This is a genomic window from Methylocystis sp. S23, from assembly GCF_054106005.1.
The window spans coordinates 3,166,342-3,184,692 of sequence record NZ_CM134185.1; the positions used below are offsets into that span (position 1 = coordinate 3,166,342).

The following is an 18,351-nucleotide window of genomic DNA, read 5'->3' on the forward strand; positions in this document are numbered from 1 at the left end:
GGCCGGCGTATTCCCTAATCTGAATCATAAGTTAATTTAAATGTCGAACTTGGCTGCAAGAGGAGAGGAAATGCGGACAGTCATCTATCACAATCCCGCCTGCGGAACCTCGCGCAAGGTTCTCGCGGCCTTGCGCGAGGCGGGATATGAGCCTGAGATCGTCGAATATTTGAAAACGCCGCCGGATCGTGAGACCCTGAAGAGCATTCTGAAGCGCATGGGCAAGAATGTGCGCGACATTCTCCGCAAGCGGGGCGCGCCTTACGAAGAGCTCGGCCTCGACGATCCCGCTCTCTCCGACGAGGAGATTTTCGACGCGATCGAGAAGCATCCCATTCTGATCGAGCGGCCGATCGTCATTTTCGGGGAGAAGGCCGCGCTGTGCCGGCCCGCCGAAAAATTGCAGGAGCTGATATTATAAGCAACGCGCGATCACCCTCTCCCCGCCTGCGGGGAGAGGGCAGGGTGAGGGGCAAGGGATTGCCGCGAACTCTGTTGGTGACGACGGCCATCGCGTTCAGGAGAGATCGGCGCCACTGCTCGCCCCTCACCCCAATCCTCTCCCCGCAAAGCGGGGAGAGGGGCAGGGTCGGGCTTTGCTTGTCAGACCGGGTTGGGCGAGAGGCCGCCGACATCCGGCTCGGGCTTTGCCCCGTGGTCGGCACGGCGGAGCCGCGCGGGGGTTGCGGGGCGGAGGAGCTCGTGTCCTCGCGCACCGGGCGCTTGCCCTGCAGAAGGCCCTTCATCTCCTCGCCGGTCAGCGTCTCGAACTCCAGCAGGCCATTGGCCAGCGTGTCGAGCTGCGCCCGCTTCTCGGTCAGGATCTGCCTGGCCTTGTCGTAAGCCTCCTGAACCAGACGCCGAACCTCCGCGTCGATCGTCTGCTGCGTCGCCTCCGAAAGCGTCTGCTGCCGGCCCAGCGAATAGCCCAGGAACTGCTCCTGCTGCGGCTCGGCGTAGGCCACCGTCCCCAGCTTGTCCGAGAAGCCAAGCTGCGTGATCATCGCCCGCGCCACCCGCGTGCATTGCTGGATGTCCGACGCCGCGCCCGAGGTCACCTTGTCGTGGCCGAAGATCAACTCCTCCGCCACCCGGCCGCCCATGGCGATGGCCAGCATCGCCGTGAGCTGCTCATAGGTCTGCGAGACCTGGTCGCGCTCCGGCAGCCCCTGCACCATGCCCAGCGCCCGGCCGCGCGGGATGATCGTCGCCTTGTGGATCGGCATCGCCCCCGGAACCGTGAGCTGCACCAGCGCGTGGCCGCCCTCGTGATAGGCCGTGAGCTTCTTCTCCTCCTCCGTCATGGAGAGGGTGCGACGCTCCGCGCCCATCATGATCTTGTCGCGCGCGTCCTCGAACTCCTGGTTCGTGACGATCCGCTTCGAGCGCCGCGCCGCCAGGAGCGCCGCCTCGTTGACGAGGTTCATCAGATCGGCGCCCGAAAAGCCCGGCGTGCCGCGCGCGACCACCTTGAGGTCCACATCCGGCGCCAGCGGCACCTTGCGGGCGTGAACCTTGAGGATCTTCTCGCGGCCGATGAAGTCCGGGTTCGGCACGGTGATCTGCCGGTCGAAGCGGCCCGGACGCATCAGCGCCGGGTCGAGCACGTCCGGACGGTTGGTCGCCGCGATGAGGATGATGCCCTCATTCGCCTCGAAACCGTCCATCTCGACGAGCAGCTGGTTCAAGGTCTGCTCGCGCTCGTCATTGCCGCCGCCAAGGCCGGCGCCGCGATGGCGGCCGACCGCGTCGATCTCGTCGACGAAGATGATGCAGGGCGCGTTCTTCTTGGCCTGCTCGAACATGTCGCGCACGCGCGAGGCGCCGACGCCGACGAACATTTCGACGAAGTCGGAGCCCGAGATCGAGAAGAAGGGCACGCCCGCTTCGCCCGCAATGGCGCGGGCCAGCAGCGTCTTGCCGGTGCCCGGCGGGCCAACGAGCAGCACGCCGCGCGGAATCCGCCCGCCGAGACGCTGGAACTTGCCCGGATCGCGCAGAAACTCGACGATCTCCTGCAAATCCTCCTTCGCCTCGTCGACGCCGGCGACGTCCTCAAACGTCACCTTGCCCGCCATCTCCGTCAAAAGCTTCGCCTTCGACTTGCCAAAGCCCATCGCGCGGCCGGCGCCGCCCTGCATCTGGCGCGAGAGGAAAATCCACACGCCGAGGAAGGCGACGAGCGGCAGCGCGTTCAAAAGCAGCGTCATGATCCAGCTCGAGCCGTCGCTCATCGGCTTGGCGCTGATCGACACATTATGCTGTTGCAGCCGCGGAATGACGTTCGCGTCGTTCGGGATGTAGGTCGAGAAAGGCCGGTTGTCGTTGAAATGGCCGACGACCTCATTCCCCGCAATCGTCACGTCGTGGACGCGGCCCTGGTCAATTTGCGTGAGCAGCTCGCTGAACGAAATGTCCCGTATCGGCGTACGCTGGCCGGGCTGCTGGAACAGCATGACAAGGGCCACCACCAGCAGGCCGATGATGGCCCACAAAGCGAGGTTCCTGAAGTTTGCGTTCATTGGATATTCCGTAGGGACGCGCTCGCGCGGGACGATTCCCCCGGAGCGCTCCGAGTTGAAATTAATCTAGGCGCGCCCCCGTTTCTTGCCAAGAGAGGCGCGGTCCAGGTCAAGCGCCGCCGCAGGCTTGGCGATTGCTCCCGCGCCGGGGCGGCGCGGGCCGGATCGACACGCCTTTCGCCGCGGATTCGATCAACAGCTCGGCGATGGTGAGACGCAGCGGCGCGCCCGATTGCACCGACTGCGAAAGCCGCGAAGCCGCGCGCTCCAGCCGGTCGAGCCGGAGGCGGGCCTGCGGGGCCAGCCGCTCGATTTCCGCTCCGAGGACGCGCTGGAGAATTTCGAGCGGCAGACCGCGAAGCGCCGCCGGGTCGAGACGGGAGAGGTCCGGCCGGATTTCGACGCAAGCGGTCTGGCGCGCGGCCTCCGCGCAGGCGGCGAGCGCGGCGTCGGCCCGGGCCGCCCTTTCGCCGAGTCTCAGCAAGGCTTCGGCGTCGAGCCCCTGCCGGGAGAGCAGCGGCATGAGCTTGCGCAGCCTGGCGCGGGCATAGGCCTCGTCGCTGTTCGACGGGTCGGTGAAGAAGGCGTGGCCGGCTTGCGCGCAGATTTCGAGGAGCGCGGCTTTGCGCAGGTCGAGAAGCGGCCGCAAAAGCGCCACGCTCCCGCAGCGCGACTCGCGCGCCATGCCGGCGAGGCCCGCAATCCCAGAGCCGCGCGCGAGGCGAAACAGAATGGTCTCCGCCTGATCGTCGGCGTGATGCGCCGTGACGATCGCGCTCGCGCCGATTTCCGTCGCGCGGCGTTCCAGCAGGGCGTAGCGGGCTTGCCGCGCGCGCTCCTGAATGCGGGTCCCGGGCTTCTCGCCCTCCCAAGTCAGCAGATGATGGGCGAAGCCCAGCGCGCGCGCCCATCGTCCGACTTGCTCCGCCTCCTTCCGCGCCTCGGCGCGCAGGCCGTGGTCCACGGTGGCGACGGCGATGTCATGAGCGCCGCGCTCGGCCCAGCGCCCGGCCAGAAGCATGAGCGCGACCGAGTCCGGCCCGCCCGAAGCGGCGAGGAGCAAGCTGCGATGCGGCCTCAGAAGGTCGAGCGCCGACGCTTCGTCCAAGGTCAGCGCCCGCCACGCGCGGTCAACATGCGAGCTTCTTGCTCTCGCGCGCCGCCGCCTCGCGAATGCGCGCCGCCGAGCCCGGATATTTCACCCCGATCTCGCTGAAGGAAGCGCAGGCCTGCTCCCTGGCGCCCATCGCCCCGAGCGATTGGCCGAGCCGCAGCAGCGCATCCGGCGCCTGGGCGGACTGGCCGAATTTCTGCGAGATTTCGAGATATTTCTCGGCCGCCTCGCGATGGCGCCCGCGCAGGAAGAAGCTTTCGCCGAGATTGAAGGTCGCCGCCGGAGCGTATTTGCTCTTGGGGTTCCTGGCGAGGAAGGCTCCCAGCTCCTTTTCCGCCGCCTCGAACTTGCCGGCCCTCAGCGTGGCGACCGCCTCTTCATATTCCTCCTTCGGCCCGGCGGGCGGGGCCGCCGGGATTTCCGGCGAGGCGGCGGGCTGGTCGCCGACAAGCCGGCCATGGGCGATGTCCATGGGTTGGCCCACTTCCCGGACCGGCGGCGCGGCGGCGGTCACCGAGCCGGCGGCGATCCTGGGCGGGTTGGCGAGCGGCGCGGAGGGCGCGGCCGTCCCCAGCGGCTTGGGCGCGCCGGGCGCGGATGGATCGCTTGCGGGATCGAACGCGTCGCTGCGCCGCATGCCCGTGGGCGCGGAAGCCGGGGGAGGGGCCGCCGGCGCGGCGGCGGCCGGGCCCGGCGCGGGCCGCGCGGCGGCGGGATCGACCGGACGGGACGCGGCGGCGTCCCTGGCGGAGCGGAGCTGCTCTTCCAGCATCTGCACCTTGTGCTGCAATTCCTCGTTCTGGCCGGTGAGGCGGCGAATGTCGCGCTCCAGCCGGTCGATGCGCGTCACCATGGCGGCCGCGTCGGGGCCGGCGCCGTCGATCTCGCCGGGCGGCGGCAGGTCGATATCGGCCGGCGGGCGGTTGTAGCCTTGCGTGGGCTCAATATCCGAGTCGGGCCGCGCCGGGCCGTAGGGATCATAGGCCAGCGCGGCGCCCGCGCTGAGGAGGAGGGCGGCGGAGAGGGCGATGCGAGAGATCATGGGCATGATGTGGGGATGCGACGGCCGCGCTGAAAGCCGTGCTCTGGCGCGCCGCATCATAGGCGCTGGTTGGGCGTAATTGCGGCGGAGGTTGCAGAGCGAGGCAAACGCAAGCTAAGCTTTTTCCATGACGAGCTTCCGGGCGGCCTCTCTTTTCCCCCTCGGGCGGGAGAGAAGAGCCGCAATGGCCGCCGCCCTCGCGGTCGCGGCGGCCGTTCCCGCCTTCGCGCTCTCGCCGGCCGCCGAATCCGGCGCCTGTTCTCTCGAAGCCGCGACTCCCGCCACCGTCGCCGTGGTGGACGACGATTTCGATCTCCTGCTCGACGACGGCCGCCGCGCCGCGATCTCCGGGCTGGAATTTCCGCCGCCGGGCGTCAGCGCGCCGGATCGACGCGCCGCCGCGCATAAGCGCCTCTCCGGCTGGCTCGCCGGGCGGGACGTCTTTCTCGGCGCCTTCGCCGCCGCCACGGACCGCTGGGGCCGCGTTCCGGCGCGGATCTTCGCCGCGCAAGGCGAGAAGCCCGACACGCCCCTCGTTTCGGTCGGCGCCGCGATGCTGGAGGAGGGACTCGCCCGCTTCCGGCCCGATCCGCCGGCCGCGCCCTGCGCGCAGGCCTATCTCGCCGCCGAGGCGCCGGCGCGGGAGGCGGGGCGGGGCGTCTGGGCCGATCCGGCGTCGCGGCCGGTCGATCCGGCCGCCAAGGGGGCGGGCGCGAGCTTGCTGCGGCGCAAGGGAATGACGCTGGTGGAGGGCAAAATTTCCAGTTTCGGCGAGAGCAGAGGCGCCCTCTACCTGAATTTCGGCCAAAAGCGCGCAGAGGATTTCGCCGTCGTGATTTCGCGCCGCAATTTGGCTATCTTCCAGGCGTCGGGAATCGAACCCCGGACGCTCATCGGGCGGCGGGCGCGCGTGCGAGGGCTGATTGAGACAGGTTTGGGACCGCGCATGGAAATTTCCGCGCCAGCCGAGATCGAAATTCTTGAAGACCCCAAGCCGTAAATCCGCCGGCCGGGCGCTTGCGGCCGCCTGCGCCCTCTTCCTCGCCGATTGCGCCGAGCTCGAGCGGCAGGGTCAGATCTTCGCGCCCACGCCGCCGCCTCCGGCGCCGGCGACGAAGCCCGCGCCGCTCAGGACGGAGAATCGCGGCGCGGTCCAGCACAAGGAATTGCTGGCCCAGTTCGGGGGGGAATATCAGGCGCCGACGGCGGAGCGCTATCTCGACGGCATTCTGGCGAAGCTCGCGCAATCGAGCGACACGCCCGGCCAGGCCGCCTACAAGGTCACGATCCTCAACACGCCGGTCGTCAACGCCTTCGCCTTGCCGTCCGGCAATCTTTACGTCACGCGCGGCCTGCTGGCGCTGGCCGGCGACGCCTCCGAGGCGGCGGCGGTGATGGCGCATGAAATCGCCCATGTCTCGCTGCGCCACAGCGCGCTGCGCGCCGAGAGGGAGCGCGAGGCGGCGGTGATCTCGCAGGCGGCGACCGTCATTCAGAGCCGCCAGAAGGGCGAGGAGGAGCGCTCCAAGCAGCGGCTCTCCGTCGCGAGCTTCTCGCGCCAGCAGGAGCTCGACGCCGACGAGACCGGCGTGAAGGTCATCGCCCGGGCGGGCTTCGATCCCTATGGCGCGGCGCGATTCCTCACGGCGCTCGGCCGCTCTTCCGAGCTGCGCGCCGCGCTCTACGGCAAGCGCAAGGATTCCATGGGTTTCGACATCATGTCGACGCATCCCTCCACGCCCGAGCGCGTTGCGCGGGCGGTGGCGGTGGCCCGCCAGATCAGCGCGCCGGGGATCGGCAACCGCGACCGCGCCGGCTATCTCGCCGCGATCAACGGCGTCGCCTTCGGCGACGATCCGATGGAGGGCTATGTCCGCGATCGGAAGTTCACCCATCCGCGCCTGCGCTTCGCTTTCGCGGCGCCCGAGGGCTTTCTGCTGGAGAATTCGAGCGAGGCGGTCTTCGGCGTCCGGCAGGCGGACAATGAGGCGCTGCGCCTCGATACGGTGCGCAATCCGCAGTTCGAGAGCCTGGAGGCCTATGTCGGCTCGGGCTGGGTCGACGGCCTGCTGCCGTCCTCGGTCAAGAAGATCGATGTCAACGGCCTGCCGGCGGTGACGGCCGTGGCGCGCGCCGGCGAGTGGAATTTCCGCCTCGCGGTCATCCAGTCTGGGGACTATCTCTATCGCCTGATCTTCGCCGCCAAGACGCTGACGGACCAGGCAGAGAAGGAGTTCATGGACTCGATCCTCACCTTCCGGCGCATCACGCCGGAGGAAGCGCGCGAGGCGCATGGACTTAAAATTTCCGTAATCTCGGCTGGCCTGGGAGACACGGCGGAGAGCCTCGCCGCGCATATGACGACGCCCAACCGGCCGCTCGAATACTTCCGCCTTCTCAACGGCTTGGATGAGAGTGAGCCGGTCACGGCCGGCGAGCGTTACAAAATCGTAACGGAGTAGGGCCGGCGCGCCCGGGAACATGACGCGGACCCGCGGGTTGAACGCTTAGAGTTGTTCAAAATGCGCGGATATCTCGCTTCGTCATACAAAAGAGATAGCGCGCTATGGAGATTTGACCATGGCGTATCTTCCGGGACTAGGCAGAGAGCTGATGAAGGCGGCGGCCGACGCCCCTTTTCTCGAAAGAGATGAAGAAAAGAATCTGGCCATCGCCTGGCGCGATCGCGGCGACCGGCTCGCGCTTCATAAATTGACCGCCGCCCATATGCGGCTCGTGATCGCCATCTCGGCCAAGTTCCGTCACTATGGTCTGCCGATCGCGGATCTCGTGCAGGAAGGCCATGTCGGCCTCCTCGAGGCCGCCGCCCGTTTCGCGCCGGAGCGCGACGTGCGCTTCTCGACCTACGCCACCTGGTGGATCCGCGCCTCGATCCAGGATTACGTGCTCCGCAACTGGTCGATCGTTCGCGGCGGGACGAGCTCCACGCAGAAGGCGCTGTTCTTCAATTTGCGCCGCCTCCGCGCGCGGCTTGCGCGGGAGCCCGACGCTTTCAGCTCGGGGGACGCCTATGAGAGCATCGCGCAGACGCTCGGCGTCTCGCGCGCGGATGTGGAGATGATGGATTCGCGTCTCTCCGGTTCGGACGTCTCGCTCAACGCCCAACTCGTCGACGACGAATCGGCCGGCTCCGCCCAGCGCATGGATTTTCTGGTCGACGATTCGCCGCTGCCGGACGAGGTCGTGGAGCAGCATCTCGACTCCGACCGCCGCGCGCGGTGGCTCAAGGACGCGCTGGCCATCCTCTCCGAGCGCGAGCTGCGCATCGTGCAGGAGCGGCGGCTGACCGAAAATCTCGTGACGCTGGAGACGCTCGGCGACAAGCTCGGCATTTCGAAAGAGCGCGTCCGCCAAATCGAGAGCCGCGCGCTGACCAAGCTGCGCCGCGCGCTGTCGAAGCTGAAGGACGACGACAAACCCGACGAAGCCGCGCCCATGGCGTGAGTGGGCGCGAGAAACGAAAAGCCCTCCGTCGCGCCACGGAGGGCTTTTTGTCGCGTGTCGGCTTCACGCCGCACACGGCCGTCATTGCGAGGAGGCAAAGCCGACAACGCAATCCAGGGCCGCGATATGGGCTCTGGATTGCTTCGTCACCGCGTTCCTCGCAGTGACGATTAAAGCGTCTCGCTTCCGGCTTAATTCCGGGCTCCGCTCAAGCCGCGCGCTCGACATCCTCATCATCGGCGTCGTCCGCAACGTCGGCGTCCGCCTTCGGCCCCCGCCGCGGGCCCTTCTGCAGGAAGGACTCGATCAGCTTCAGCGCTTCCGAATCGATCAGCTTGCGGACCGCCGCGACCTCGCGCGCCATGCGATCGAGCGCGGCCTCGTAGAGCTGCCGCTCGGAGTAGGACTGCTCCGGCTGCGTGTCCGAGCGGTAGAGGTCGCGCACCACCTCCGCGATGGTGACGAGATCGCCCGAATTGATCTTGGCCTCATATTCCTGCGCGCGGCGCGACCACATGGTGCGCTTGATGCGCGCGCGGCCGGAAAGCGTCGTCAGCGCCTTGTCGACCACATTGGTCTCGGCGAGCTTGCGCATGCCCACATTGCCGACTTTGCTCGTCGGAACCTTGAGGATCATCTTGTCCTTGATGAAGCTCACCACGAAAAGCTCGAGACTGAAGCCCGCGACTTCCTGAGTCTCCACGCCGACGATCTGGCCGACGCCATGCGCCGGATAGACGATGAATTCATTGAGCTTGAAGCCATGCTTGGGCGCCGCCGGCTTCGCCTTGGCGGGCGCGGGCGCGGACCTGGCCGCGGCCTTGGTGTCGATCGCAGTCTTTTCGGCGGCGACGGGCGTCGCCGTCGCAACGGGGGGCTCGTTTCTTTTTGCCAATTTTTTGTCTTCGCCGGCTGTCGTGGTTGAGGAAGTCTTTCCGACCGTCGCGGAGGCCGCGGAAGCGGCTCTCTGAGCGGGGGAAGGGGGGGCGGCAGTGTCGCGCGCCGGCTTGGGCGCGGCGACCGATGTCGCGGGCGCAGGGGCCGCGACGGCTTTGGGAGCGGCCGCCGTCTTGGCGGGCGCCGGGGTCTTCGTCGCCTCAGGCGTCTTCACGACTTCCACAGGCTTGGCGGCTTCGGCGCGCGCGGCGGTCGTGACCATGGCCGCTTCGGGCTTGGCGCGAGCCGTCTTTGCGGCCGCCGGCGAGACCGCGACGGGCTTCTTCGATTCGGCGACCGGGGCCTTGCCGGAAAGGACGGCGTTCTTCACCGCCTTGGCCGCCGCCCTGGCGGGCGCTTTCTGCGTCGCGGGGGCGGGCGCCTTGGCGGCCGGCTTCGACGCGGCCTTGACGTTGACGCGCTTGGCGTCCGCCGCCTTGGCGCCGGCGGCCTTGTCGCTCGCCGTCCTGATCGCGCCGGCCGCCCGTGCGGCCGCATTCTTGACCGAGACGGTGGCGCGCGGAGAGGCCTGAGCGGCGGCGCGGGCCGTCGCCCTGGAGGCCGTCTGCGCCGACGCGGTCTTCGCGCCGGTCTTGGTCAGGTTTTTCGCGGGCGCCTTCGCGCCGCCGGCCTTCGCGGCCGTTTTCGCGGCCGTCTTGGTCGCGGCGCCGGCCGCGGCTTTCGCCGCCGTCTTGGTTCGAGACGGCGCCTTGCCCGTTCCAGCGGCCTTGGCCACGGACTTGGCCGCCGCCGACTTGGCGGTCACGGTCTTGGCAGCAGATTTGCTCGAGGAAGCGGAGGCGGTCGCCCGGGACCGGGCGGATTTGGACGCGTTCTTCGTCGCCGAACCGCGGGAGCGCGAATCCGATGAAGCGACGCCGGCCCCCTTCTTTTTCTCGTTCTTCGTGGCGGACGGCATACGCGGGACACTCCTTCTGCGCCCCGCTGTGGAGACGGGGCGGAATTGCAGACCTCTCACCGTCCCGCAGCGGAAACCGCTCGGATGGCAAGCTTGTCGATCTGACACCTTAGCTAGAGCCGCGGGCGACGGAGTCGGGCTTTGGACACAACGGTCAAGCGCGCGCTTTCTCTTGCTGAGAGGCAAACTTATGGAATCGGCCGGTCGCCAGAGGGGCGGCGATCATCTGACAAACTCTATATCATGCCGTGGCGCAAAAATCAAAGACAACCCTCGGCCAAGTTCAGCCTGAGAGCTTCGTTGTCGATCGCCAAGGTATGGAGAATAAAAGCTATTTCTGAGCGATTAAGGATGTGGAAACTATTTGCGGCTCCCTGGCTGGCGCCCGCAATTTAATCTGATTCGACCGGCGCCCGAGCGTTGGGCGCCAATCCGGATCAATCGCCCTGTCCGGGCTCTGCCGAGAAATGCGCCTCGAACTTTCCGGGCTTGCCGTCCCACTCCTTGGCGTCGGCCGGCGGCTCGCGCTTGATGGTGATGTTGGGCCAGTTCTGCGCCATTTCGGCGTTGAGCTGCAGCCACTTCTCCAGGCCTTCCTCGGTGTCGGGCTTGATCGCCTCGGCCGGGCATTCCGGTTCGCAGACGCCGCAATCGATACATTCGTCCGGGTGGATGACGAGCATGTTCTCGCCTTCGTAGAAGCAGTCTACCGGACAAACTTCCACGCAGTCCATATACTTGCACTTGATGCAGTTTTCCGTGACGACGTAGGTCATGAGGACTCTCTTGAGCGTCTTGCGCCGATTGCTGCGCTAGCTAGCGTTTTTGCCGTCGTCATGCAAGGCGTGCATGAAATCCATTTCGGCGCCGCCGCGACGCGGCCCATAATGGCGCTTACGATAGGCTGATGATGACTGACATCGAGTTCAAAGCGAATCCTTCCGTCACGCAGATCGCGACGGCGCGGGCCTTGATGCTTGGAGAGCGCATCGACACGGTGGGGCTCGAGCGTGCGGACCTCGTGTCGACGGCGCCGCTCGCCTTCCATGTGGGGCAGGCGGGTTTCGCCGTTCTCTACCGCTTCGGCGTCGCGGTGCTTTTCGGCCTGTCGCCGCTAGAGGAAGACGAGATCGTCACCAAGATCGGCGCGCGCGTCGCCGGCGCGTCGCGCGGCGACGACGAGACGCTGGTCATCGAAATCGTGCATGACGGCGAGGAGAAGGCGCTGCCCAATGGCCGCCTCGCCGTGAAGGACCTTTCCGAGGCGCGGCTTCTCGTCATCGCGGACGCGCTGGCGAAGAGCGTGGCGCTCGCGCGCGACGAGCGGCGCGTGAACGCGGTCTTCGACACGATCGAGCCTTTCGCCGCCGAGCTCGCGAGCAAGGGCCGTCCGCCCTGGAAGCGCAAGGCCATGCTCGAATTGATCGGCCAGACATTGCTCGTGCGCCACCGCGTCTCGGGCCGCGTCGCCGTCGAGGACAAGCCCGACGTTTTGTGGGATCGGCCGGACCTCGAGCGTCTCTATGCGCGTCTCGAGGACGAATATGAGCTCGAAGCGCGCGGCCGCACGCTCAACGCGAAGATCGACGTGATCGGCGAGACGGCGCGCGCGCTCACCGATCTCATCGACGCCGACCGATCGGTGCGGCTCGAATGGATCATCATCGTGCTCATCGCGATGGAGTTCGGGCTGTCGCTGTTTCAGATCTTCGTCGATCAGCGGCCAAGGGCCACGCATGCGGCCTCGACCTCCGCGCCGGTCTCGGCGCCCGAGAGCCATGCGAAGTGAGGCAGTTGGTGCCGCGCGAAGGTGAACTGCCGCTTCGCGTAACGGCGGGTGTCGAGCTTTCCGCGCGTGATCGCCGCGTCGAGCGTCGCAAGCCCGTCGAGATAAGCGATCAGGCCGGGAACGCCATGGGCGCGCATGGCTGGCAGCGCGGGATCGAGTCCTCGCTCGCGCAATCGAGCGACTTCGTCCAGCGCGCCCATCTCCATCATCTTGTCGAAGCGCGAATCGATGCGCGCATAGAGCGTCTCGCGCGCCGGCGCCAGAAAGAACGCCGGGCATCTCGCCGCGTCGAGGAGCGGGGCGCCGCGCGCGCCCTGGTAGGAGGCGAGGGGCCTGCCCGTCGCGGCAAGGACTTCGAGCGCGCGCATGACGCGTTGCGGGTCAGTGGGGCGCAGCCGCGCGGCGGTGTCGGGGTCTTTCGCCGCAAGCTCGGCGTGAAGCGCTTGCGGCGTCTTTCCTTGCGACGCTTCGCGCAATTGCGCGCGCACCTCCTCCGGCACGGCCGGGATGTCGGAGAGTCCGTAAAGCGCCGACTTGAAATACATGCCCGTGCCGCCCGTCATGATCGGCGTGAGGCCGCGCGCTTGGACGTCGCGCAGCGTCCGCGCCAGGTCGGCGAGATAGCGGCCGACGGAATAATTCACGCCGGCGTCGACATGGCCGAACAGAAAATGCGGGACCTGCGCTTCTTCCTCCGGCGTGGGCCTCGCCGTTATGATTCGCAGGTCGGTATAGACCTGCATCGAATCGGCGTTGACCACCGCGCCGCCGACGCGCTTCGCCAGCTCCAGCGCCAGGGCGGACTTGCCCGAGGCGGTCGGACCTGCAATGAGAATGGCGCGCGCAGACGTGATGCTGTCGGACATGGCGCTATTGCGGCGTAAATGAGCGAGATGTCAAAGGCGATCCTCATGGGGCTCGGAAGCCCTTTCCTCATCCTGAGGAGCGCACCTTTTGGCGCGCGTCCCGAAGGCGGAAGAATGGCGGCGCCGTCGGTCGCTCATCGGGACGCGGACGCTCGGGCCGGCGCGATCGCATGAGGCTCGTGGCGACCTTTGTCGCGGGGCAAGGCGCGTCGCTCGCCGAGGCGGCGGCGTCGCGCGCGCTGCGAGACGCGGGCGTCGCAACGTCGTCGCTCGACTGGCTCGCGCCCGAGGTCGCGGCGGACGCCTTTTTCGAGAACGACGATCTCGGCGCGACGCGCGCGCGCCTGCAGGCGGCGCTCGCGGACGAGCCGATCGACGCCGTGCTTCAGCCCGTCGAGGGCCGGCGCAAGCTTCTGCTCGTCGCCGACATGGACTCGACCATGATCGAGCAGGAATGCCTCGACGAGCTTGCCGGCCTTATCGGCATTCGCGACCGCATCTCCGCGATCACGGAGCGCGCCATGGCGGGCGAGCTGAATTTCGAATCGGCTTTGCGCGAACGCGTCGCGCTTCTCGCGGGCGTGACGCTCGACCAGATCGAAACGCTCGTGACCCGCATCACGCTCACGCCCGGCGCCCGCGCTCTGGTGCGGACCATGCGCGCGCATGGCGCGCATACGGCGCTCGTGACGGGCGGCTTCACGCAATTCACGGAGCCCGTCGCCGCGCGCATCGGCTTTCACGAGACTTTCGCCAACCATCTTGAAATCGTCGACGGCGCGCTGACGGGCGCGGTGCTCGATCCGGTCCAGGACCGGGAAGGCAAGCGCGCCGCGCTCGCTTTCCTGCGCGAGCGTCTCGGGCTTTCACGCGAGGCGACGCTCGCCATCGGCGACGGCGCCAATGATCTCGACATGCTGCGCGAGGCGGGCCTCGGCGTCGCCTATCACGCCAAGCCGAAAGTGGCGCAAGCCGCGCATGCGCGCGTGGCTCACGCCGATCTGCGGGCGCTGCTTTACGCGCAAGGATATCGGCGGGAGGAATTTACGGAATGAGCGGTTCCGGCTTGCGGGAAAGCGATCGGCTTCCGCGTCAAGGAAACCCGCTCAACCGTCGTCATTGCGAGGAGCGAAGCGACGAAGCAATCGGGGCAACGGCTCTGGATCGCTCTGCTCCGCTCGCAATGGACGCTCTCTCGAAGCTGTTTCGAGGCGTTGTTATAAAGTTCAAACCGCAATGGAAGAAGGCCCCCGATGATGATCCTCCGTTATTCCGCCGCTTCTCCCTATGCGCGCAAGATCCGCATCGCGGCGGAACTGCTCGGCCTCGCCGGCCGCATCGACATTGTCGCGGCGAGCACGACGGATCCCGAAGACACGTTGCGCGCGCAGAATCCGCTGGGCAAGATTCCGACGCTCATCCTGGCGGACGGCTCGGCGCTCTATGACAGCCGCGTGATCGCCGATTATCTCGATCATCTCGGCGGCGGGAAGCTGATTCCCGCGGCGCCGCGCCGGTTCGAGGTTCTGCGCCTTCAGGGGCTCGGCGACGGGATCAACGACGCGGCGCTTCTCATTCGCTATGAGACGGCGACGCGCCGCGCCGAGCTGCGCGACCAGGACGCCATCGACCTGCAGCAGGGCAAGATCGACCGCGCGCTCGCCGCGCTGGAGGCCGCGCCGCCTTCGGGTCCCGTCGATATCGGCCAGATCGCCGTCGCCTGCGCGCTCGGCTATCTCGACCTGCGTTTCGAAGGCGCCTGGCGCGGCCGGCATCCCAAGCTTGTCGCCTGGCTTGACGATTTTACGGCGCAGGTTCCCGCTTTCGAAGCGACGAAGGCGTAAAGGGGGAGGCCGCGTCCTGTCATTCCCGCGAAAGCGGGAATCCAGGTCGACCTTGACGGGCGTCGCCCCGATTCCCGATCGGGCCCTCGGCCCGTCGGTCGGGAAAATGACAAGGGGCCTCAGTCACGCCTTCTTGGCGATCTCCGCTGGCGGGGCCCAAATTTCCGCGCTGGCGGCGGCGGGGCCGGTTCCGCCCGGAATGCGCAGGCGCTGGCCGGGATAGATCCGGTCGGGGTTCTTCAACATCGGCTTGTTGGCTTCGAAGATTTCCTCGTAGCGCGCGCCGTCGCCATAGCTCGCCTCGGCGATCTTCCAGAGCGTGTCGCCTTCCTTGACGACGTAAACGCCCGAGGGCGCCTCCGGATCGGCGTCGGGCGCGATGAGATTGTTCTCGACCTGCGCGACGCCCTTGGTGTTGCCGACGAGCAGCACGATCTTTTCCATGTCGGCGCGCGAATTGACGGCGCCGTTGAGCGTCACCTTGCCGCCGTCGACCTCGATGTCGACGCCCGACACGTCGAAGCCGTGGGCTTGCAATTCCTTCATCAGCGCGTCGGCGGGCGCCGCCGAAGCGTCCGTTGCGCCCGCAGGGGCGGGGGCCGCTTTGCTCTTGCCGGTGAAAAAGTCGAAAATGCCCATGAAAAGCCTCCTGGCCACGACGCCTTCTTGCGCGGCGCCGAGCATTATATGAGGCGGCGGCGGCTTTCGTGACAGGGCCTTTCGTCACCCGTCAGAAATGGAAATTCAGGCCGCCCTTGACCGCGGACATATTCACGCCCGAATCCAAAGCGTAAGGCGAAAAATCGAAATAGCGGCCCGAGCCGGTCGAGGTGAACATATATTCGCCTTTCGCCGAGACGCTCTGGGTGATCAGATATTCCACGCCCGCGCCGAGCGCCCAGCCGGGCTGGAAGCTCGCCTGGAAGCCGTAGAACGGCCCCTGGGCGAATTGCAGCGTGTTCTTGCTCGCCGCGAAGCCGCCGGTCACATAGAGGAGCGCGCGGTCCATCACCGCATAGCCCGCGCGGCCGCGGATGGTGAGGACGTCGTCGACCTCTCCCTTGGCGACGGCGTTCCAAAGGGGAGCGGTGGCGGCGCTGACGCCCGTAAAGGAGAAATCCGCCTCCGCGCCGACGAGGAATTGCGGCGCCGCCATATAGTTGAAGCCGCCCGTGACGCCGATGAGCCCGCCCGTCGGATCGCCGATGAGACGGCTTCCGTCATTCGTGAAGGACGCAAAGCCGACGCCGCCCTGCACGCCCGCATAGAAGCCGCCCCAGGTGAAGGCAGGGGGCGGCGGCGCATAGTCCACCAGCGGCGGATCGGAGCGGCGGGGCAGATCCGCGCCCAGAGCGGCGCTCGCCGCGACGAGGAAAGGCGCGCAAAGGAGGACGCGGCTGAATTTCATGTTCTTGCTCCCATGGCCGTTCTAGGCGCGGCTGCGTCGAAGGGGCGATTTTTTCGCTTTTCGATGGGATGAAATGAATTCGTTCAGCTTAACGCTTTCTTGCCGGGAGGGGCGGGAAAGCGTGGCTGAAAGCAGGCAGGCCAATATTTTTCTTGTCAAAATGCAGGTAGTTGTAGAATCGACGTTTCTATACTTGCCGCAGGGGTTAAGCGCCGCGGCAAGATTCAGTTCGAATGCAGACGACCTTGGCTAATGTTTCGTTGAAACGCGGCCGCCCGCGAGCCGTTGACCCTGCAAGCGCATCGTGAGAATCCCCCTGCGACGGAGCGAAGCGGCGATGACAAAGGCGAGCGACACACATAGCGGGCCGGCGCTGGTGACGGGCGCCGCGCGGCGCATCGGGCTTGCGATCGCGGGGCGCCTCGCGCGCGAAGGCCGCCCCGTCGTGCTGCATTCGTCGCAGCGTTCGGCGGAGGAGGCGGAGCTTGCGGCGGAAGCGATCCGCCATCAAGGCGGCCGCGCCTGCGTCGCCGTCGCCGATCTCGCCAATGCCCGGGAGACGGAGCGGCTCGCCGACTTCGCGGCGCGCGCCTTCGGGCCGCTGACGCTGCTCGTCAACAACGCTTCCGTCTTCGAGGTCGATCAGGCGCAGGATTTCACGCTCGAGCGCTACGAGCGGCAAATGGCGATCAATCTCCGCGCGCCGCTGATCCTCGTCCGCGATTTCGCCAGCGCCCTGCCGGAAGGCGCGGAAGGCGCCGTCGTCAACATCATCGACCAGCGCGTCTGGCGCCTGACGCCGCGCTATTTCAGCTATACGCTCTCCAAATCCGCCCTCTGGACCGCGACGCGCACCCTGGCGCAGGCCTACGCCCCGCGCATCCGCGTCAACGCCGTGGGACCGGGGCCGGTCTTCCCGAACGAGGCGCTGGGCGACCGCGAATTCGAGATCGAAGCGCATGGCGTGCCGCTCGGCCACGCCGCCGAGGTTTCGGGCGTCGTGGACGCGGTGATCTATCTCAGCAAGGCGAAGAGCGTCACGGGCCAGATGATCGCGGTGGACGCCGGCCAGCATCTGGCGTGGCGGACGCCGGATGTGGCGGAATAGCCTACGCTCATAAACCCTTCGCAAACCATAATCCGCTAAACATCTAACGGTTGCGGTCAGTTATCCCGGGGCGGCGCAACCGCTTCCGGGCGTCAAAAAGGCGCGTTTCGCGCCTTAAGGAGCGTATATGCGCGTGCTTGGCATCGAAACCACCTGCGACGAGACGGCCGCGGCCGTCGTGTCGGACCGTCTCGGCATGGACGGGGGCGACATTCTCTCCAACGAGGTTCTGAGCCAGATCGCGCAGCATGCGGCCTATGGCGGCGTCGTGCCGGAGATCGCGGCGCGCGCCCATATCGACGTGCTCGACCGGCTGATCGCCCGCGCGCTCGCCAACGCCAAGATCGAGCTCGCCGACGTCGACGCCGTCGCCGCCGCCGCGGGGCCGGGGCTGATCGGCGGCGTGCTGGTGGGCCTCACCGCCGCCAAGGGTCTGGCGCTCGCCTCCGGCAAGCCTTTCATCGCGGTCAATCACCTCGAAGCCCATGCGCTGACCGCGCGGCTTACGGATCATCTCGACTTTCCCTATCTCGCTTTGCTGGTCTCCGGCGGGCATACGCAGCTCGTGGCCGTGCGCGGCGTCGGCGATTATCGCCGCCTCGGCTCGACGGTCGACGACGCGGCGGGCGAGGCTTTCGACAAGGTCGCGAAAATGCTCGGCCTGCCTTATCCCGGCGGACCGGAAATCGAAAAATTCGCCCAGGAAGGCGATCCCCATCGCTTCGATTTTCCCCGGCCCATGCTCGGACGCGGCGGCGCCGATTTCTCGCTCTCGGGGCTCAAGACGGCCGTGCGGCTCGAAATCCTCAAGCTCGGGACTCCGAGCGAGCAGGAAGCGAAGGATGTCGCGGCGTCCTTCCAGGCGGCGATCGTGGACGTCATCGTCGACCGCGTGCGCGGCGGCGTCAAGCTCTTCACGGAAGGCGAGGGGCGCCCGACCGGGCTCGTCATTGGCGGGGGCGTCGGCGCCAATGGCGCGATCCGCCGCGCGCTGACGCGGCTTTGCGCCGAGAGCGGCCTGCGCTTCGTCTCGCCGCCGGGCAATCTCTGCTCCGACAACGGCGCCATCATCGCCTGGGCGGGACTCGAGCGACTCAAGCGCGGCCTCACCAACGATCTCGGCTTCGCGCCGCGTCCGCGCTGGCCGCTCGACGCTTCGGCGAGCGGCGACCATCACGGCAAGGCGTAGCGATGTTTTTCCATATGCCGGGTCTGTGTCATTCCCGACGCGCGCAAAGCGCGCGATCGGCGATCCAGGGGCGGAGGCGCTCGCCCGCGGTTCCGGATTTCCGGCCGGGCCTGCGGCCCGCCGGGAGTGACCGGGGCGGCCGCGCATTC

The 18,351-nt window shown here is 67.3% G+C and carries 16 protein-coding genes and 1 pseudogene; 9 read left to right on the forward strand and 8 right to left on the reverse strand.

The annotated features are described in order from the left end of the window. Positions 1–70: 70 nt before the first annotated feature. Entirely contained in the window at positions 71–421 is a 351-nt protein-coding gene (gene arsC / locus ACV7JP_RS15525) for an arsenate reductase (glutaredoxin) (RefSeq protein WP_457796556.1), read from the forward strand. Positions 422–644: 223 nt separating this feature from the next. On the opposite strand, the pseudogene ftsH reads toward arsC, so the two are convergent. The 3 genes and pseudogenes from ftsH to ybgF form a co-directional block, all read right to left on the reverse strand. Next, positions 645–2,522: pseudogene (gene ftsH, locus ACV7JP_RS15530) on the reverse strand (ATP-dependent zinc metalloprotease FtsH); the annotation flags it as partial. A gap of 109 nt (positions 2,523–2,631) precedes the next feature. Further along, positions 2,632–3,630, reverse strand: coding sequence for a tRNA lysidine(34) synthetase TilS (tilS, locus tag ACV7JP_RS15535; protein ID WP_457796557.1), 999 nt, complete (start codon positions 3,628–3,630; stop codon positions 2,632–2,634). A 22-nt stretch (positions 3,631–3,652) separates the two neighbouring features. After that, on the reverse strand, positions 3,653–4,684 hold the full coding sequence (gene ybgF / locus ACV7JP_RS15540) for a tol-pal system protein YbgF (protein WP_457796558.1): 1,032 nt from the start codon (positions 4,682–4,684) through the stop codon (positions 3,653–3,655). A 178-nt stretch (positions 4,685–4,862) separates the two neighbouring features. On the opposite strand from ybgF, the gene ACV7JP_RS15545 reads away from it, so the two are divergent. The 3 genes from ACV7JP_RS15545 to ACV7JP_RS15555 all read left to right on the forward strand — a co-directional run bounded on the left by ACV7JP_RS15545 (position 4,863) and on the right by ACV7JP_RS15555 (position 8,143). Next, positions 4,863–5,678: a thermonuclease family protein gene (locus tag ACV7JP_RS15545; protein WP_457796559.1), complete on the forward strand. Its 816-nt coding sequence runs from the start codon at positions 4,863–4,865 to the stop codon at positions 5,676–5,678. After that, positions 5,659–7,140 carry a M48 family metalloprotease gene (locus ACV7JP_RS15550; RefSeq protein WP_457796560.1) on the forward strand — a complete coding sequence of 494 codons (1,482 nt, stop codon included), beginning with the start codon at positions 5,659–5,661 and terminating at the stop codon, positions 7,138–7,140. The genes ACV7JP_RS15545 and ACV7JP_RS15550 overlap by 20 nt, the downstream gene beginning before the upstream one ends. A 118-nt stretch (positions 7,141–7,258) precedes the next feature. Beyond that, positions 7,259–8,143 (forward strand): RNA polymerase factor sigma-32, encoded by an 885-nt coding sequence (locus tag ACV7JP_RS15555; RefSeq protein WP_457796561.1) that lies wholly within the window; start codon positions 7,259–7,261, stop codon positions 8,141–8,143. A gap of 208 nt (positions 8,144–8,351) precedes the next feature. Here the strand turns inward: ACV7JP_RS15555 and ACV7JP_RS15560 are convergent, their stop codons facing one another. Together ACV7JP_RS15560 and fdxA are read right to left on the reverse strand one after the other, a co-directional pair. Further along, entirely contained in the window at positions 8,352–9,815 is a 1,464-nt protein-coding gene (locus ACV7JP_RS15560; RefSeq protein ID WP_457796562.1) for a CarD family transcriptional regulator, read from the reverse strand. Positions 9,816–10,435: 620 nt separating this feature from the next. Continuing rightward, a complete protein-coding gene (gene fdxA, locus ACV7JP_RS15565) occupies positions 10,436–10,774 on the reverse strand; it encodes a ferredoxin FdxA (RefSeq protein WP_457796563.1) in 339 nt (112 codons plus the stop codon). Between the two features lie 134 nt (positions 10,775–10,908). Here fdxA and ACV7JP_RS15570 point away from each other — a divergent pair, with 134 nt between their 5' ends. Then, a complete protein-coding gene (locus ACV7JP_RS15570; protein WP_457799107.1) occupies positions 10,909–11,787 on the forward strand; it encodes an RMD1 family protein in 879 nt (292 codons plus the stop codon). On the opposite strand, the gene miaA is transcribed toward ACV7JP_RS15570, so the two are convergent. After that, positions 11,715–12,653 carry a tRNA (adenosine(37)-N6)-dimethylallyltransferase MiaA gene (miaA, locus tag ACV7JP_RS15575; protein WP_457796564.1) on the reverse strand — a complete coding sequence of 313 codons (939 nt, stop codon included), beginning with the start codon at positions 12,651–12,653 and terminating at the stop codon, positions 11,715–11,717. The two genes, ACV7JP_RS15570 and miaA, sit on opposite strands and share 73 nt — an antisense overlap. 170 nt (positions 12,654–12,823) lie before the next feature. Here miaA and serB point away from each other — a divergent pair, with 170 nt between their 5' ends. Continuing rightward, positions 12,824–13,708 (forward strand): phosphoserine phosphatase SerB, encoded by an 885-nt coding sequence (gene serB, locus ACV7JP_RS15580; RefSeq protein WP_457796565.1) that lies wholly within the window; start codon positions 12,824–12,826, stop codon positions 13,706–13,708. A gap of 198 nt (positions 13,709–13,906) precedes the next feature. Continuing rightward, positions 13,907–14,497: a glutathione S-transferase gene (locus ACV7JP_RS15585; protein WP_457796566.1), complete on the forward strand. Its 591-nt coding sequence runs from the start codon at positions 13,907–13,909 to the stop codon at positions 14,495–14,497. A 123-nt stretch (positions 14,498–14,620) separates the two neighbouring features. Here the strand turns inward: ACV7JP_RS15585 and lysM are convergent, their stop codons facing one another. Together lysM and ACV7JP_RS15595 are read right to left on the reverse strand one after the other, a co-directional pair. Then, positions 14,621–15,136 carry a peptidoglycan-binding protein LysM gene (lysM, locus tag ACV7JP_RS15590; RefSeq protein WP_457796567.1) on the reverse strand — a complete coding sequence of 172 codons (516 nt, stop codon included), beginning with the start codon at positions 15,134–15,136 and terminating at the stop codon, positions 14,621–14,623. A gap of 91 nt (positions 15,137–15,227) precedes the next feature. After that, on the reverse strand, positions 15,228–15,905 hold the full coding sequence (locus ACV7JP_RS15595) for an outer membrane protein (protein WP_457796568.1): 678 nt from the start codon (positions 15,903–15,905) through the stop codon (positions 15,228–15,230). A gap of 337 nt (positions 15,906–16,242) precedes the next feature. On the opposite strand from ACV7JP_RS15595, the gene ACV7JP_RS15600 reads away from it, so the two are divergent. Both ACV7JP_RS15600 and tsaD read left to right on the forward strand, forming a co-directional pair. Beyond that, complete coding sequence (locus ACV7JP_RS15600; RefSeq protein ID WP_457796569.1) at positions 16,243–17,013, forward strand: SDR family oxidoreductase; 771 nt, start codon at positions 16,243–16,245, stop codon at positions 17,011–17,013. Between the two features lie 127 nt (positions 17,014–17,140). Continuing rightward, positions 17,141–18,202 carry a tRNA (adenosine(37)-N6)-threonylcarbamoyltransferase complex transferase subunit TsaD gene (gene tsaD, locus ACV7JP_RS15605; protein WP_457796570.1) on the forward strand — a complete coding sequence of 354 codons (1,062 nt, stop codon included), beginning with the start codon at positions 17,141–17,143 and terminating at the stop codon, positions 18,200–18,202. The last annotated feature ends 149 nt before the right edge of the window (positions 18,203–18,351 follow it).

Coding starts and splice junctions, on each gene's coding strand:
- arsC (WP_457796556.1), top strand. CDS start 71: ATGCGGACAGTCATCTATCACAATCCCGCCTGCGGAACCTCGCGCAAG.
- ybgF (WP_457796558.1), bottom strand. CDS start 4,684: ATGCCCATGATCTCTCGCATCGCCCTCTCCGCCGCCCTCCTCCTCAGC.
- ACV7JP_RS15545 (WP_457796559.1), top strand. CDS start 4,863: ATGGCCGCCGCCCTCGCGGTCGCGGCGGCCGTTCCCGCCTTCGCGCTC.
- ACV7JP_RS15555 (WP_457796561.1), top strand. CDS start 7,259: ATGGCGTATCTTCCGGGACTAGGCAGAGAGCTGATGAAGGCGGCGGCC.
- fdxA (WP_457796563.1), bottom strand. CDS start 10,774: ATGACCTACGTCGTCACGGAAAACTGCATCAAGTGCAAGTATATGGAC.
- ACV7JP_RS15570 (WP_457799107.1), top strand. CDS start 10,909: ATGACTGACATCGAGTTCAAAGCGAATCCTTCCGTCACGCAGATCGCG.
- miaA (WP_457796564.1), bottom strand. CDS start 12,653: ATGTCCGACAGCATCACGTCTGCGCGCGCCATTCTCATTGCAGGTCCG.
- serB (WP_457796565.1), top strand. CDS start 12,824: ATGAGGCTCGTGGCGACCTTTGTCGCGGGGCAAGGCGCGTCGCTCGCC.
- ACV7JP_RS15585 (WP_457796566.1), top strand. CDS start 13,907: ATGATGATCCTCCGTTATTCCGCCGCTTCTCCCTATGCGCGCAAGATC.
- lysM (WP_457796567.1), bottom strand. CDS start 15,136: ATGGGCATTTTCGACTTTTTCACCGGCAAGAGCAAAGCGGCCCCCGCC.
- ACV7JP_RS15595 (WP_457796568.1), bottom strand. CDS start 15,905: ATGAAATTCAGCCGCGTCCTCCTTTGCGCGCCTTTCCTCGTCGCGGCG.
- ACV7JP_RS15600 (WP_457796569.1), top strand. CDS start 16,243: ATGACAAAGGCGAGCGACACACATAGCGGGCCGGCGCTGGTGACGGGC.
- tsaD (WP_457796570.1), top strand. CDS start 17,141: ATGCGCGTGCTTGGCATCGAAACCACCTGCGACGAGACGGCCGCGGCC.